General features: G+C 41.0%; 13 protein-coding genes and 1 pseudogene. 4 read left to right on the top strand and 10 right to left on the bottom strand.

Features of this window, described 5'->3' with window-relative positions; genetic code table 11:
• Window positions 1–63 precede the first annotated feature (63 nt).
• Window positions 64–519, bottom strand: coding sequence for an SRPBCC family protein (locus tag MMO42_RS01700; protein ID WP_241318923.1), 456 nt, complete (start codon window positions 517–519; stop codon window positions 64–66).
• Window positions 520–927: 408 nt separating this feature from the next.
• Between MMO42_RS01700 and MMO42_RS01695 the strand changes: the two genes are divergently transcribed.
• A complete protein-coding gene (locus tag MMO42_RS01695) occupies window positions 928–1,242 on the top strand; it encodes a hypothetical protein (protein ID WP_241318922.1) in 315 nt (104 codons plus the stop codon).
• 121 nt (window positions 1,243–1,363) lie between these two features.
• Here MMO42_RS01695 and MMO42_RS01690 read toward each other — a convergent pair whose 3' ends face one another.
• The 5 genes from MMO42_RS01690 to MMO42_RS01670 are packed head-to-tail and all read right to left on the bottom strand — an operon-like array spanning window position 1,364 to window position 7,186.
• Complete coding sequence (locus MMO42_RS01690) at window positions 1,364–3,151, bottom strand: NAD(P)/FAD-dependent oxidoreductase (RefSeq protein WP_241318921.1); 1,788 nt, start codon at window positions 3,149–3,151, stop codon at window positions 1,364–1,366.
• A gap of 25 nt (window positions 3,152–3,176) precedes the next feature.
• On the bottom strand, window positions 3,177–4,127 hold the full coding sequence (locus MMO42_RS01685; protein WP_241318920.1) for a metal-dependent hydrolase: 951 nt from the start codon (window positions 4,125–4,127) through the stop codon (window positions 3,177–3,179).
• A gap of 59 nt (window positions 4,128–4,186) precedes the next feature.
• Window positions 4,187–5,083: a metal-dependent hydrolase gene (locus tag MMO42_RS01680; RefSeq protein ID WP_241318919.1), complete on the bottom strand. Its 897-nt coding sequence runs from the start codon at window positions 5,081–5,083 to the stop codon at window positions 4,187–4,189.
• Between the two features lie 52 nt (window positions 5,084–5,135).
• Window positions 5,136–5,927, bottom strand: a complete 792-nt coding sequence (locus tag MMO42_RS01675) for a hypothetical protein (protein WP_241318918.1) — start codon at window positions 5,925–5,927, stop codon at window positions 5,136–5,138.
• Between the two features lie 5 nt (window positions 5,928–5,932).
• A complete protein-coding gene (locus MMO42_RS01670) occupies window positions 5,933–7,186 on the bottom strand; it encodes an NADH:flavin oxidoreductase/NADH oxidase family protein (RefSeq protein ID WP_241318917.1) in 1,254 nt (417 codons plus the stop codon).
• A gap of 124 nt (window positions 7,187–7,310) precedes the next feature.
• Here MMO42_RS01670 and MMO42_RS01665 point away from each other — a divergent pair, with 124 nt between their 5' ends.
• Together MMO42_RS01665 and MMO42_RS01660 are read left to right on the top strand one after the other, a co-directional pair.
• A complete protein-coding gene (locus MMO42_RS01665) occupies window positions 7,311–7,808 on the top strand; it encodes a helix-turn-helix domain-containing protein (protein ID WP_241318916.1) in 498 nt (165 codons plus the stop codon).
• Window positions 7,809–7,869: 61 nt separating this feature from the next.
• Entirely contained in the window at window positions 7,870–8,712 is an 843-nt protein-coding gene (locus tag MMO42_RS01660) for an SDR family NAD(P)-dependent oxidoreductase (protein WP_241318915.1), read from the top strand.
• Window positions 8,713–8,922: 210 nt separating this feature from the next.
• Here MMO42_RS01660 and MMO42_RS01655 read toward each other — a convergent pair whose 3' ends face one another.
• Together MMO42_RS01655 and MMO42_RS01650 are read right to left on the bottom strand one after the other, a co-directional pair.
• A complete protein-coding gene (locus tag MMO42_RS01655; RefSeq protein ID WP_241318914.1) occupies window positions 8,923–10,269 on the bottom strand; it encodes a hypothetical protein in 1,347 nt (448 codons plus the stop codon).
• 151 nt (window positions 10,270–10,420) lie between these two features.
• Window positions 10,421–11,074: a TetR/AcrR family transcriptional regulator gene (locus MMO42_RS01650; RefSeq protein ID WP_241318913.1), complete on the bottom strand. Its 654-nt coding sequence runs from the start codon at window positions 11,072–11,074 to the stop codon at window positions 10,421–10,423.
• A gap of 286 nt (window positions 11,075–11,360) precedes the next feature.
• Between MMO42_RS01650 and MMO42_RS01645 the strand changes: the two genes are divergently transcribed.
• Entirely contained in the window at window positions 11,361–12,380 is a 1,020-nt protein-coding gene (locus tag MMO42_RS01645; protein WP_241318912.1) for a DNA-binding protein, read from the top strand.
• 73 nt (window positions 12,381–12,453) lie between these two features.
• On the opposite strand, the pseudogene MMO42_RS01640 reads toward MMO42_RS01645, so the two are convergent.
• Both MMO42_RS01640 and MMO42_RS01635 read right to left on the bottom strand, forming a co-directional pair.
• Window positions 12,454–13,704 (bottom strand): annotated as a pseudogene (locus MMO42_RS01640) (phosphatase); the annotation flags it as partial.
• A 13-nt stretch (window positions 13,705–13,717) separates the two neighbouring features.
• Window positions 13,718–15,466, bottom strand: coding sequence for a bifunctional alpha/beta hydrolase/class I SAM-dependent methyltransferase (locus tag MMO42_RS01635; protein WP_241318910.1), 1,749 nt, complete (start codon window positions 15,464–15,466; stop codon window positions 13,718–13,720).
• Window positions 15,467–15,469 lie beyond the last annotated feature (3 nt).

Raw genomic sequence — 15,469 nt, 5'->3', positions numbered from 1 at the left:
TCATTGCGCAAGGCCGTATTGTCCTTTAACACGAGCAGCACTTTTTCAACAGAATATACATGTTTATCTTGCATTTATTTTTTGCAATACAATACGTTTCATTTGTATAGAGGCTAGCTTTAGTCCATAGCCACTAAACCATGCGAACCATGGCAGTACAACTTTGGCTAGACCTTTGATCTCAACGGTAGACTCCCAAGTCATTTGAGTGCCGCCAGAGACTGCCTTAAATGACATCCGTCCGCCAATATGGGTCAGAGGTAATGGCCATTTGATAAAGTGATAATCCCAATAATCGGGATAATGAAAAGCCGTGACCTGCTCATGAAAGACTGCAAACCCTAGATCAATTTCTCGAATCGCCCCCAATCCATTGGCCTCTTCAGGCTGTCCAGCCTGAATGAGTCGTGTACTTCTTACCCCTGTGATTTGTCGATAGGTATGGTAGTGAGTAAATACATCAAATACAGTTGCTGGTGGTGCAGGAATAAAAGTTGAAACGTGTATGGTTTTATGCATGTTTAACCCTTATGCCATAAAATTAAAGCCAAATTTGGAGGATCAGATCATCCACTATCACATTGCTCAGCAGTGGTACATGTGACCAACGGGTATCACTTAAACCACTCTAGTTCCAAAAAAGAACTAATAGAATTAAATATAGTTATGCCAAGATAACTTGTCAATTTTTATTCCTAAACTTTGAGACATTTATTGAGCTTTCATCAGCTTTGCAATTATACCGTTATGAGATTTGATCCTTAGTCGAAAGCTTCAAAATACCTATAAAAAGCACTAATTAGTAACACTTGAGAGTAAGCCGTTTGATACAATTCTTTTTCGTCAGAAATTTTACTAATATTCTCCTCGTTGCAGATAATTAAAAACGTCTATTTTCTATTTTCTATTTAGAAGGATGGCTATAACATGAATAACCAAGAAGATACATTGAGTTTCCCAACGGACTTCAAGCAAAGTTCATCAACCTCAGATATTGTTGTTGAATATCAGAAAATTATGTTAGATCGTATTAAGGAGATTACTCAACTCACTACGGATCAGCTTAATCTGGAACTTGAGCGAAGGGGTAAAATTGGGGTTAGAGGCTACAAGGGGGTAAGTATTGGTTATATTCAGTCAATATTGCATCAAGAATGCTTTGAATGGCTGCACAATGGAGATAAAAAAACCGCCTTATGGATTGCAGAAAACCAGACAAAATTGGCTCTGTCGATCGAATAGTTGGGCTATTAGTAATATCTGACTAAGGTCTAAGTGGTAGAGACGCTATTATTGCTCTACCACTTAGAGTTAAATAATTTATCCGTTAGATCGATGTACTGATCTTAAATAATAGGAGCATTTAACGTACGATTACGCGCCGACGGCGACGTTTACCCGCCACAGCTTGAGCTACTTCAAACGGATCCCACTCACCTTCTGGATCAGTGGGTAATGTGACTCCAAGGACAGTCCCACTCCGAATTTCAGTATTTAAATCACGGTCTAGCACGGCAGCGGCAGCATGCATCCCTGATAGCATGGCACCTTCAACTGCGGGGCCCCACGCCATACTTGCACCACACATATACAGTCCGTTAATTTCTGTTCGTACTCCAGGGCGGAAAGGCACAAATTGGCTAATAGATAACTCAATCCCATAAGGTGTGCCACCTGATGCTCGGGTGTAACGATGCTGTGTCAGAGGTGTCGCCGCTTCACACCAAACAATATGCTTTTCTATGCCTGGGATAACCTCAGAAACACGTTGAATCATAATTTGAGTCATGGCTTCTTTAGACTTTCGATAACGTGCATTTTTGCGGTAGCTTTCATCACCATCTTTAGGCCAGTGATCAAGTCCCCAAAATGCCAGATCTTCTGGACATAAGGTCATGACTTCGAGTACTGAGCAACCTTCAGGTGCAGCGCGTAGATTGCCACGATCCTTGGTACTGGTGACACTAATATAGGCACCCAGACGTTTCCTCGATTGCTCTATAAGCTCATCTTGACTATAACCGCCACGATTCTCAGTGAGATCATAATAAAGCGATGTCATGTCTTCAGAGGTAGGAATTGAATAGAAATTTGTATTAGACATATGTTCTGTCAAATCAATATCTACACCCAAATAACAGTTGAAAAATGGCTGAGACATGCGCATACGATTGATCCGCCATGCGGTACTACGGCGTATATGTTCACGTCCTACCATTTTCAAATAGGTATTTTTAATATCGGCATTGGACACCACAATCGGTGCATTGATACGAGTTCCATTTTCCAGTTCAACGCCAACCACTTTTTTATTTTCAATCAAGATACGGCCCACAGGCGCACGGGTACGAATCTCTCCGCCATTGGCAACAATCACTTCACCAAGACGAGCAGACAACACTTGTCCACCACCTTTAGGAAACCATGCACCATCCCGTAAGAAATTCTGCAACATGGTCGCATGAACCGCCACTGGGGTACGATGTGGTGGACTGGCATAGGTGCCATATTGCACGGCAAATGCTGATTTAAGCCCTGAACTTAATTGATGTGCATCCAGTAACTGCGTCAGTGTACGCAAAGCCCATCGTGCCGTTAAACCACTTTTAGCCAGGAACTTTGCTAATCCAGGTAAGGAAGCAGGTGTCGTACTTCGGTCAATACTACGACCAACTTTTTCCAGAATATCAACGATTTTAAGAATTTGCTTTTCTTCATCTGGAAAAGCAGCGATCAGGTTTTTGCGATACTGATCCCAACCTTTGGGTACTTTTAGGGTACGATCAGGAAAAACAATGGTATCAAAACCTGCTGGGTCGAGCGGTAAAAACTCCACCTTGCCTTTTAAACCGACACCGTTTAATAATGTCGGGATAACGCCTTGTGGACCGCAATCTCCCAGATAGTGTATGCCGACATCAAATTCCCATTTGTTTTTGCGGCGGAAAACATGCGTACAGCCACCAATCACAGTATAGGATTCTAATACCAGTGTACGTTTTCCAGCGGCAGCCAGATACGCAGCAGCCGTCATCCCACCAGCGCCTGAACCGATCACGATGGCATCAAAGGATTCCTGATGGTTGGTTTTATCTGAATGAAGAGTGGGTGACTTTAGTCGTGTATTGGATGGTGGTGAAGAGTTTGTCATGAGGCAATTCCCTATAAAGTAAGCGTTAGTGTTTTAAATGTTGCATGCCAGAGACACTGGTGATGGATTGTGCAGCAAGTACACCCGCAGACTTGCTAAGATAGTCGAGTGCTTGTTGGGTATTACCTTCTGTTTCAGGATGAAAGCGCGGTGCAATCCATCGTGCAGTTCCATGCAAAAGTAGGCTAAAAGTCGGGACGTGATCGGTTTTCTGACCGACCTTTTCCAGTTTCCAGAGTAGCCGTATCACTGATTGACGTGCCATCGTTCGCGCAGCAGGATCAGGATCTTGCCCTGCCAAAAAACGGCCTGCGTCAATGAGGAAATAAACAACCAGAGGAAAAACAGCCGCCATCAGCGCTTGTCGGCTGATATAAAAACCTAATTCGGTTTGACATAAGCGCTCAAACAGATCATAGGCAACATTGCGGTGCTCCACTTCTTCCGCCAGATGCCAGCGGAACAAATCTGCCATCACTGGATCGGCTTTATCCCAACCACGACTATCAAGTGACCATTGACCGAGAATGCATGTAAAATGCTCAATCGCTGCGATAATGCCGACACGGGTCACCAACCATATTTTTTCAAGCTGTTTGATTTTCAACGTTTTTATACCGAACGGACTTTCGCCCAGTAACTGACCGAACAACCAGTCGATACGGGCTTCAAACTCCTTGGTATTAAAACCATGCTGATGTAAGAACTTTTGTGCACTGCTGTGCGCACGTGAGTGAATGGCTTCTTGACCAATAAAACCTTTCATATCCGCACGTAGTTTTGGATCGGTTACATGTGGCAGTACTTTGTTATACACACGGCAAAACCATAGCTCGCCAATGGGTAAAATCAGATTGATACCATTAATGAGATGGGATGAGAACGCATCACCATAAATCCAGTGTGCTGGGGTCTCAGTAAAGTCAAACTTGACTGGTCTCGCAGCCAGCATTGGTTGTACAAAACTATTATTCATAAGCAAGTTCTCGATTTATAGAATTTATTTGGATGTGCGATGCACGACTTTTTTGCTTATTAGGCTGTATTGGAGCGATGATTAGTATCCACTAGGTTATTTGTTAATAATTGTTGTCGCCAATGTTCAAGCAATGCCGTTTGGTCAATATCTGAGGGATGAAAGTCTTTTTTATAAAATGAAAAATAATCAGGCAATAAACTGATCACCATATGTGCCAAGAAACCCATCCCTTTCAGGTTTTGCCAAAGCTGTCGGAAACTGCCTAGGCTGTGTTGACGATCTTGCCAGAGCAAATAAGTGGTCATCACCGTGGTACTGGTTAAAAAACCTATGGTAATGGTTCGCATACTACGACGACGTTGTGCAAGGTTGTTAAAGACACGCTGATAGACATCAAAAGCAATATGTTTATGCTCAATTTCTTCAACTGCATGCCATATCCATAAACTGGCCATGTTGGATGGCAGTTGCTGGATTAACCGTGGATGGGTGAGCATATATCCCGCGATCATGGCAGTAAAATGTTCCAGCGCAACCGTAGCCGCCAATTGACGACGTGGGGAGAGTGTTCTGAGTCTGATCATTTCCTGACGGGATGCTGCATCAAACCGTTTGAGGTGATAGGAACTGGATTGAATGTGCAGGTTAAATTGCTCATGCGCATGCGCATGCATAGATTCTTGTCCAATAAAAGCAGAGATGTCCGCTTGCAGACTGGCATCCTGAATCTGGTCACGCACATTTCTAATCGTTTCGACAAAAAAACGCTCTCCATCTGGGAACGAAGACGACAATGCGGTGAGAAAATGTGATAGAAGTGTAGACTGGGTATATTGCTTTGCTAAATCAATTGGCTTAAATCGAGTCTGTCGAATAAAAATAGCTTTAGACTTGAGTCGTCCAAGAGGTGACAATATTGTCTGTGACGTACTTTGTAGTGTTGTTTTTGTCATGATGACACCTCAATTTTACTCTTAACTTCATTAATCATTCTCAGATGCCTCTTTAAGCTGGATCAGGCAAATTTATTAATGCAGCCGTCATTTTCTGATGAACAACAGTGGCTTCCTGTTGAATGATCTTTGCTTGTTGTTCTGGATTAGCAGCATCAAACTCTGCGGCGGTGATGGTTGGACGATGCAATTGGATAAACCATGGATAACGCTTTAATCTGCCGGCACGTAATCGGCTCAGATTCATCCCATCTTTGTTCAGTAAAGCTCTCCTACGCTCAGAAAGCCAAGGCGTACCCTGTGGCAAACGCGCGATATATTTTCCAAGTGCTGGATAATGGCGTGTCCAATAGTGAGTTCCACGATGCACAGCCAATAGGATCGGTGTGTTGGTTCGAATCGCAATTTCAGCGAAGCGTGGGCTGATAAATGGCTCTAAAGCAATACCATTACCAAAGCCACAATGTTCACCCTCTGGCATGATTAAAATATCATCAACAGAATTACTGTTAATTTTACCTATTAGTTCTTTAGCATTGAGATTAGATAATGACTGGGTAAGGTAATGTGTAAAATATTTAAGGATGGGAAGCTGGTAGTAAATTTTTAAAGTGACCGTCAGTACCCTTCGATTTCCCCCTCCATAACGAACCAAAATATCATGCAGCGCAGGAAGTGAAATCACAGGTGCAAACATATGTCCATGGTTAAGAACGATTAACAGATGAGGTTCTGCATTCAGAATTTGCTGTAATTCTGATGAGCTAGAATTTAGACTAATCTGCTGAAAGAATAGTCTATGGAAAGGCCGACTCAAATTGGCAAACGTGGATAAAGGACGCATGGCGATTACACCCGTAATCGACTGCGTAAGCTGCTGATACCCATTTCAGGAATCACATTTAATAAAGACAACAGTGCATGTTCATTCGGTTTAGGTTCTAATCCTTTAGCCATCAGATGAATTTGACGGGCATACCACAACATTTCCACTGCGCCTGTCTTGTCAATAAAACCGATGCCTGTACTAATCGGTTTGACAGGATGATTGGCCTCCAGTCCTTTTAGCAACAGTGCAGGAAAATTGGGTTCCACAATCAGTCCACGTCCCAATCCAACCAGATCCAGACCGCCAGAAGCTAGTGCCTCCTGCATACCAGATTGACTACGGAATCCGCCAGTGACCATCAATGGGGTTTTAACGGTTGTACGCACTTTTTCGGCGAACTCAAGGAAATAGGCTTCGCGTTGTTGAGTTGATGTTTTTTGACCATTGGTGCTGACAATATTTACTGGGTTTTCATAAGTGCCACCCGAAATTTCAATTAAATCAATCCCTGCATGTGATAAGGCTTGGATCACACTCAAAGACTCTTCTTCAGTAAAGCCACCACGTTGGAAATCTGCGGAGTTGAGCTTAATACCAATCGGAAAATCTGTACCGACTTGACGTCTTATTTCACGATAAACCTCTAAGACAAAACGTTGGCGGTTCTCAGCGTTACCACCCCAGCGATCTGTACGTTGATTATGATGCGGAGACAAGAACTGACTGACCAGATAACCGTGTGCACCATGAATCTCTACCCCAGAGAAACCTGCTTTTTGTGCAATACGCGCAGTTCGTCCAAAGCGAGTAATGAGATCTTCAATTTCTGCCTCAGTTAATGCGCGTGGTGTGGCAAACGCAGCGGCAAGTTTAGGACTAAACGGAATTGCCGAAGCCGAAACACTATCTTTATTTAAACCACGAGGCGCTTGCTTGCCAGGATGATTAATTTGCATCCAGAGTTGGGCACCATTTTGCGTACCCGCAGCAACCCATTTTTGCAACATGGCGAGATCACGCTCATCCTCAACCACCACATTATTCGGCTCACCAATCGCCCGACGATCAATCATGACATTGCCAGTAATCAGTAATCCTGCTCCTGATCGACTCCAGCGCTGATATAGGCTGATGATTTTTTGGGTTACTCGTCCATCGGTAGTCGCAAGGCGCTCACTGAGAGAGGCTTTAACCAAACGATTCGACAACTCAACACCATGACCAAGTGCAAATGGCTGATTAATTAATCGCGGAGGAATAGGTTTCTGCTGCATGGATTTTGCCTCTTAAAGGAATAAATACTAACTTGACATTTTTTATAATAGATTCCAAAATAGAACTTGTCAAATTAGCACGATCAACGGTTCAATTAATGACGATCAAAAGAAGTAGCATGCTATGAAATGGAAAAATGTTGGCAAACAGCCATGTTCAATCGGACGTAGCCTTTCTGTATTAGGCGATCGTTGGACTTTACTCGTATTAAGAAATGCGTTTATGGGAGTTCGTCGCTTTGATGATTTTCAAGCTGTATTGGGAGTTACTCGTCATGTATTGTCTGATCGACTAAAACGATTAGTAGATTCAAATATTTTAAAAAAAGTTCCCTATCAAGGGCGTCAAGAGCGCTTTGAATATCGCCTCACAGAGAAAGGTCATGAGCTCCACCCAGTGCTTATGGCTTTGGTGACATGGGGTGACAAATGGATGGATGAAGGGCGTGGTCCACCTATTATTTATCAACACAAAAGCTGTGGTCACCAAATTACTCCTATCTTTGTTTGTCCTGAGTGTAAGGAACAAATCACATCGCGAGATGTTATTCCTATGGCTGGTCCTGGTTTGATCTTTGAGGGTGAAGACTCTGAGGATGAAAATTCTACCAACGCTGGTTGATATATCTAATCACCAAGAACATTGATTAGAGAAATGTGCTCATTCATGAAAGGTCTCAAATATGTCTTATTCCCAAAAAATATTTCACAATAAGCTTGCTCTTATCACAGGTGCTGGTTCTGGTATCGGTCGAGCAACTGCATTGAAGTTTGCCGAGCTTGGTGCAAAGTTAATTATCTGTGATCGGAATCTTGATGCACTTAAAGAGACCAAGCAACTTCTCGAAAATCAGTCAAACCATGCTGTACTTGAGGTTGCTGATGTTTCCGACTGGCAAGCCATGCAGCAACTTGCTGATCGTATTCATCAACAACATGGCCCACTTGATCTTCTGATCAATAATGCTGGTGTGGCAAGTACAGGTGAGTTTTTAAGTACACCTATTGAGGACTGGCATTGGCTCATTGGCATTAATCTGATGGGAGTGGTACACGGCTGTAAAGCCTTTGGTCAAAGAATGGTAGAGCAGAAGTCGGGGCATATTGTGAATATTGCATCCGCAGCAGGCTTTTATGCCGCACCAGAGATGTCGGCATACTCGGCAAGTAAGCATGCGGTCATGGGATTAACCGAATCATTACGCATTGAGCTTGCTGAGCATCATGTGGGAGTGAGTGCGATATGTCCTGGTGTCATAAACACCAATATTGTAAATAGCATGAGAGCACACGGTTCAGTAGCTCAATCTAAAGATAAAATAGCTGATATATACCGCATTCGAAATTATGGTCCTGAACAAGTTGCTGATGCAATTATTAGTTCGATTATCCATAATCGTGCCGTTGTGCCAGTCAGTCCAGAGGCATGGGCACTCTATGCAGGCAAGCGGTTTGTGCCAGCAGCACTTGATGTTGCACAACGCTCCAATCTATTTCGCAAGTTAAAGCAGCGGGCTCAGAATTAAAATATGGTATAGTAAATATAACGCCAAAATGTTAAAGATATCCATATCTAAATTTTGAACTTAGGTTGGTGAGATAACCTTAAATATTTATGACAATTTATTGTTTGTAGTTAGTTAGTTTTACTTAAAATAACTCTCGTTTTTATATACTCCTCCTCATTTACAAGATATCACCCATAAACGAGGAGGAGAAAATATTATAAAAAGTTTTTATGATTTACAGCCACGTGACTCAAATTCAGCTTTAGTGGTATAGCTAATTGTTGGTAAAAAATCACCCATGACTAATGATTCATCACCAGGGGTTTTGGTATTTTGAATCGCTTGAGTGAAGTTTGCTGAAGGGAGCATATTACGCATGATCAACAGCACATCATTTTCATGCCCCAAGCCATCACCCACATCTGACATGGAAAGATAGCCATTTCCGCATTCATTTATTGCATTGTTTGGCTTATCTTCATTTCGGGATACCACAATCGTGTACAAGCCGTCTTTGTCCACTGACACTTGTTCATCATATAAACACGTGGTGACTTTTTGTGTGAAATACTCATTACTGCAAATAGACCAATAACGAACTTGCCCCTGTTGTGCATATCGGTCGCCATTTAAGGTTTGCGGTACTGTTGGAATTTTACCGCGCAAGACAACAATCTTACCCAGATCGCGGCTGATATTTGCAAATGTATAGGCATTATCTGGATTTGCATAATACCCTACACCGCGAGGAGGTGTTCCTCCACAAGCGCCATAAAACATGCATTTAAAATTCCACACCTGATTATATGCAGACCACCAGATTGGGGGGGTTTTTGCTGGAAATCCAAGTGGCGTATCTGGACGATCACGTGCGGTAAGGTAGGTATTTTTATCTGGAGATGTTCTTGGGAACATATTTGGAGAGGCTTTTAGGGTGTCACAAGCTTTTGATCCTGTTATCTTTTTTCCATCTTTGGTTTCAATCTCAATTTCTGGTAATGGCACACCGCCCAAAATATCTCTATCTTTGTCAGCTACATAAATACGATACAAAATCGTAACCGTCTTGTTTGCTGCTATTGGGGCATAGATTGTATTTGCTGGTCTTTCTACAGTTGATGCTGTGCCAGAAACTACCTCAACACGGTAATCACGTTGTGTCAAAGTTCTCAAGTTACCTTCAATAAATGGATTCGTCGAGCCACTTTCAGGATTAATGGCTGTATCGGGTAAGGACTCTGACGGGGTGCCATCAATGGCGTTATAACTCACATAAGACATGTATCGTGCATGTGGATACTGGCCTTTGATAAACATGCGGGTATCTTTTGGAATGGTAACAATCGTAGACCAATAATATGCCCCAGAATCTGGAAACGCATAATTTGTTTCTGGATTAAAACCCGTTAGTGGACCCTTCCAGACACAGTTTGATGTCGGGTTAGGTGAACTCGGTACTGGGATAGTGTCTTTAGATGAACTATTGCCATTACATGCAGTTAATGTAGTTACAAGCGTTATAGTAGTCAATGCCAACACACCAAGTCGGCATAGGGGAGAACTCATGTTTTTCATAGCATACATCCTGTTTTACAATCAATGTAAATATTTGTTTTCAATCTTATGCAGCACATCATGTGTTGCATTGTTTATTGCGTCACCTCAGCACCTTCCTGAATAAATATTGATATCTCCTTTAAATTTAATGAATTGTCACTGATAGGGTTTAGGCATTAAAGCGGATGCCGCCTTCAATATAATCATGTAAATAACGATCAATTTGACGAGTATCTTGGGTCACAAGAGGCCAGTACCTCTCCAGACCAATATCGCTAATAATGTTGATGACAGAGTTAAAGGCAAATAAAACTTTGACGCTGGCAGCTTCTTCTCCAATGCCCGGTAAACTCCTTACAACTAATTGATTGCAACGCAGGGTTAATTCACGAAACTCATCCGCAACAAGTTTGCGGCCTTTGTCTCCTGCACCACCAATAATTCGGGCAATGAATTTAATTTTATGAAGCCCGTCAGGTTGTTGAATAATGCGCACCATCGGACGGATTAAGGCATCTACTATCTTATTCAACGCTGGTGGGGAAATGCCGTCAGACTCCAACTCAACCTGATCAAGCATGGTATTAACCCCACTAATATAAGGTGCTAATGCATAACTAAAAGATGCTGTCACCAAGCCCCACATATCGCCAAAGTGATAATAAATTGCAGACTGGTTAGCAATGCCTGCAGCCTGATTAATGTCCCTAATTGATACGGTAGAAAGCCCACCCTCTGCAAATAATGGAATAGCTACTTCAATCAGCTGAAACTTTGTCTTAATTTTAGGGTTGGGCTGGGTCGTCTCGCTGGACTGTTGCATTTTAATACCTTTGTATTAAATATTAATTAATACGAATGTATTAATTAATCTGGTTTTTGTCAAATGCTTTCTAAATAAAAAATATATTGTCTAGAGATTGATATTTCATACCTATTTTTTATACGTAATAAGATCTATCAATTTTCAATAAGATTAAGCTTTAACACAGGATAAGCACTACTTATCCTGTGTTATTTTTTGACTAAATTCTATTGAATAAATATTATAAATAGTATGTAATTATGTGGTATGTAATATATTACATGTAAGCAAAGGAACTTTTAAAATGGCACGTACTGGGTTAGATAAAACAGATGTTAAAAATGCTCGTGAAAGTCTGCTGGCACAAGGTAAAAATCCGTCTGTTGATGCCATTCGGGTAGAACTGGGTAATACAGGATCGAAGACTACTATTCATAAGTATTTAAAGGAATTAGAATCAGAAAGTGTTCAAGGTATTGGTAACCAACTCGATATTAGTGCCGCATTGCAGCAATTAGTGGCCAGTTTGTCTGAACAACTCCATACAGAAGCCAATATAGAAATAGAAAAAAAGCAGCAGGAGATGGATGAGCAAAAAGAGGAACATCAAAAACAAATATTAGCTTTACGTAATGAAATTCAAGCCCTGATAGATAAGCTAGCAAGCTCACATAAAACATTAGAACAAGAAAAATTAGCACACCAACAAGCCCAAAATGCCCTTCAGCATGAAACGGTCACAAGACATACACTGGAACAGCATGTTATTGATTTAAAAACGCAACTATCCACCAATGAAGAATATCGTCATTCGCTTGAAGAGAAGCATCAACACGTTCAAAAAGCCCTAGAACATTATCGTCAGTCGGTAAAAGAACAACGTGAGCAAGACTTGCGTCGCCATGACCAGCAGATTCAGCACTTACAGTCAGAAATACGCTTACTACAACAAACGATTATTGTTAAACAGGGTGATGTGACCAACTTGAAAGAAAATAACTCAGCAATTTCCACTGAATTACACTTATTAAAACAAAGCTTTGATGCTTCAAACAAAGAAAAGAACGTACTGCTACAGAAAAACAAAGAATTGGAGCTTATTGAAAATAAATATAATATTCAGAAAGATAATATTCTAACCAAAGAAAGTGAAATTCAAGAGCTAAGGGAGGAGCTGTTCCTGAAAAAATCCCAAACAAGAGAGTTGGAAAACTGTTTAAGCCAAGTCAACCTTGAGATCGGTGTTGCACACTCAAAATTAGTAATTCAAGAAATTCTGATTTCAGAGTTGCGACTACTAACTCAAGCCACAATTAAAAATTGATAACAGATTGTCACTTTTGCCTTTGAAAAACATAATATATTTAATAACTTATTTTGGTTTTTGCGGAATTTTACACGAATCCCTGTCGTCCCTCTAATAGCCACGCAATTAAGATGCTACAGCTCCGTGAATAACCAAGTGCGCAGAATATCAGTAATTTTTGCGGCTCATTTGCTTGTATTAACGGTTGAATAAAATGATCAAGTTTTGTTGCCGCTTCCAATAATTGTGAACTTTGGACTGGAATTAAATCAAGCGTACTATACTTCTCATAATGATGGTCATTATTTGCAGGCAATTCAGCGCAGCAATCAAATACAGCATGATATTGCTGAGAATGTATCGTTGCTGGAATACGACCTAGATAAAGCTCAACACCATTTAACTGTAGAATCAATGAATCCTCAGGATGTTGATAGGTCCAAATACGGCTATTAATCCATGCAACCAGAAAATAAGGCGCAAACAATAGCCATGCAGCGATAGTCATCCGACCATTTTCTTGCTTTTGGAAAAAATGTGGGCGAACAAAAAAGTATGCTAATGCGACCAGTAACAGACTTATTGCTGGATATAACATCCATAGCCAAATACCGTTGAATAAAAATGCAGGTGTAGCACAAAGATAAGCAGCGATCAGATAAAAACTACCGAGTTTTAAATGCTTAAAAGTAAATTGCTGTACAGGATTTTTTTGATAGGGTGCTTTTACCGTGAGAGGGAAAAGCCATAAGCACAGTGCACCAGCCAGTAGTCCCAAAGGAATATCAATAAAGTGATGTTGCCACGTAGTTAGGACAGACAATCCAATTAGAAAAGACCAAACATGGACCAACCAACGGTAGTTCGGTTGAATATGTCGACGGTAAAAATCCCACAAAATCACCAATAAGACGATATGCAATGATGGTGCTTGATTAAAAGGCTTGTCAAAACCCATGAGCACATCAAACCATAACCCAAAGAAACCATGTAATTCAGCACGTTCAAAACTAAATTTTAAAGGAAAGATCAAAAAACAACTGATGGAAATCAACTGAGCCGAAAATAGCCTAAGCGTATGTTGTTTTAATTCAAATTTATTCCAACACAGCAACAAAGATAATCCGTAAAAAAGATCGATTGACCAATACGGCACAATAGTCCATGCCCACAGTGGGATGTGATGCTCCCAAGCAAAAACGATACTTGGGACATGACTTAGGCCAGAAGCATATTGATTGGCAAATCCGTAGGTTAAAAAGAAAAAAGGGGCTAAAAAGACCAGACAGAGTAGTCCCCATTTCCATGTACCGTTTTGACGGTCTAAAATATTATTTTGCATAAAACGTCTTTATTTAAATTTTTTGAGCAACAGAAACTGTGAAAATCCCAAATTCATCAATACATTGATCAACTTTTTTGAAGCCAGCTTGTTCAACCAATGCATCCATCTCTGCTTGTGAGCGTAACCGCATTACCCAAGCGTCGCCCTGACGATGTGAGGTTAAAGCACGTGCAATAAACTCTTGCTGCGGATGCCAGATTTGTCCCGTATAAATCAGATAACCGCCTTGCAGCATGGCTTGATGGATACCAGAGAGGGATTGTCTTAATAAATCGTTATCACTAAAAAGTTCATAAAGCCCTGAAACAATGACTAAGTTTGGTTTTGGTTTAACCTTTGCCAGTGATGTGGTATCGAATGCATCACCTAATTCAAACTGAGCAATGTTTTCGAGATTTCTTTGTTGAATCAATGCTGTGCCAGAATCAACATTGAGCTGACTATAATCTCTCAAAAGCACAGATTTAGGCGGTGTCGGAAGCTCATTCACAGCATCTAAAATATAGCGACCATGACCCGCAGCAATATCTAGGATTCGAACATCTTTACGTTGCTTGATCAGTGCTTTTGCGTATTTTGCCAATAACTGTTCGATGTGTTGTTTACGGACACGAATTCCACGCCAACCAATTGCATTTAAATATTGTTGATCGATAATATTGCCAAGAATATTTTTGCTTTCACCTTGATTGCGATAAACAAAATCTAAAGTACTGCCAGAATCGTAACCGGTATCTTCACCAATTTTTAAACCATGAGAGAACTTACTGCCTAGCTTTAAATTACGTTTAGTTAAATTCCAGAATAGATTTTTGATTGAAGAGGCGGGAAGTGCGCTACTTAGCTGTTCTGCCGTTGCGCAGCTTGGACCGATTTTATCGGCATTCAATACATCTGGGGATTGATAATCTTCGGCAAAGCTTTGCAAAATGAAGCGACGAATCTTTTCAACAGCGATATGACGATCTTTTTCGCCTAAAGTATCGTGAAAAAATCCTTCTAATACATGAAATTCTTTTCTGGGATGAGGAAGCTTTTCATAAAATTGTTGTTGTGGCTTGCGGTACACCACAAAATCTGAGCCTGAGCACAAAACTTGTGTAGGTACAAAGATATTTTGTGCATCATTTACAATACGTTCAGATGCAGCATATAAACCCAAAAGCATACGGACCGAAATAGCTTTGGCGATTTGAGGATCTGTATCATAGGTTTTTGCACGTTCACCATCATGCGTCAGCATATTGGCTTTTACATAACTGGTAATAAAGAAATTACCCTTTAATTTGCTTAAAGCCGTTAAACCAGCTTTTGCAAATGGCACATACAGTTTAATGTCAAATGCTGGTGATGCAAGGCATAAAGCTCTGATTTTAGGTGCATAATCATGTACCCATGTTGCTGCCAAAACTGCTCCAACGCTTTGGCCAATAACAGCGATATTGGTGGATACAATGCTGTAACTTGCTTCAATATGCTGAACAAAATATTGAATATCTTTTACGCAAGCAGAAAAACTTGGCGCATCGCCACGTAAACCTGGGGATTGCCCATGTCCGCGAGCATCCCATGCAAAGAAATCAAACTCAGGTAAATTGAGTTCACTGACCAAATGAGCCATACGGCCAGAATGTTCATGTCCACGATGGAATAAAATAATTGCTTTTTTTACATCTTGTGGCGCCAATGCTGGCCAGTGTTGGTAAGCCAACTCAGTATCATCATGGGTCATAAATATATGTTTTTGTGGACTTTGCATCTA

Origin of the sequence: Acinetobacter sp. ANC 3882 (assembly GCF_022549545.1) — a bacterium.
In the GTDB taxonomy this organism is placed as follows: Bacteria; Pseudomonadota; Gammaproteobacteria; order Pseudomonadales; family Moraxellaceae; genus Acinetobacter.
Note: the sequence above shows the minus strand (reverse complement) of the source record. Positions and strands in the feature narration are given on the sequence as shown.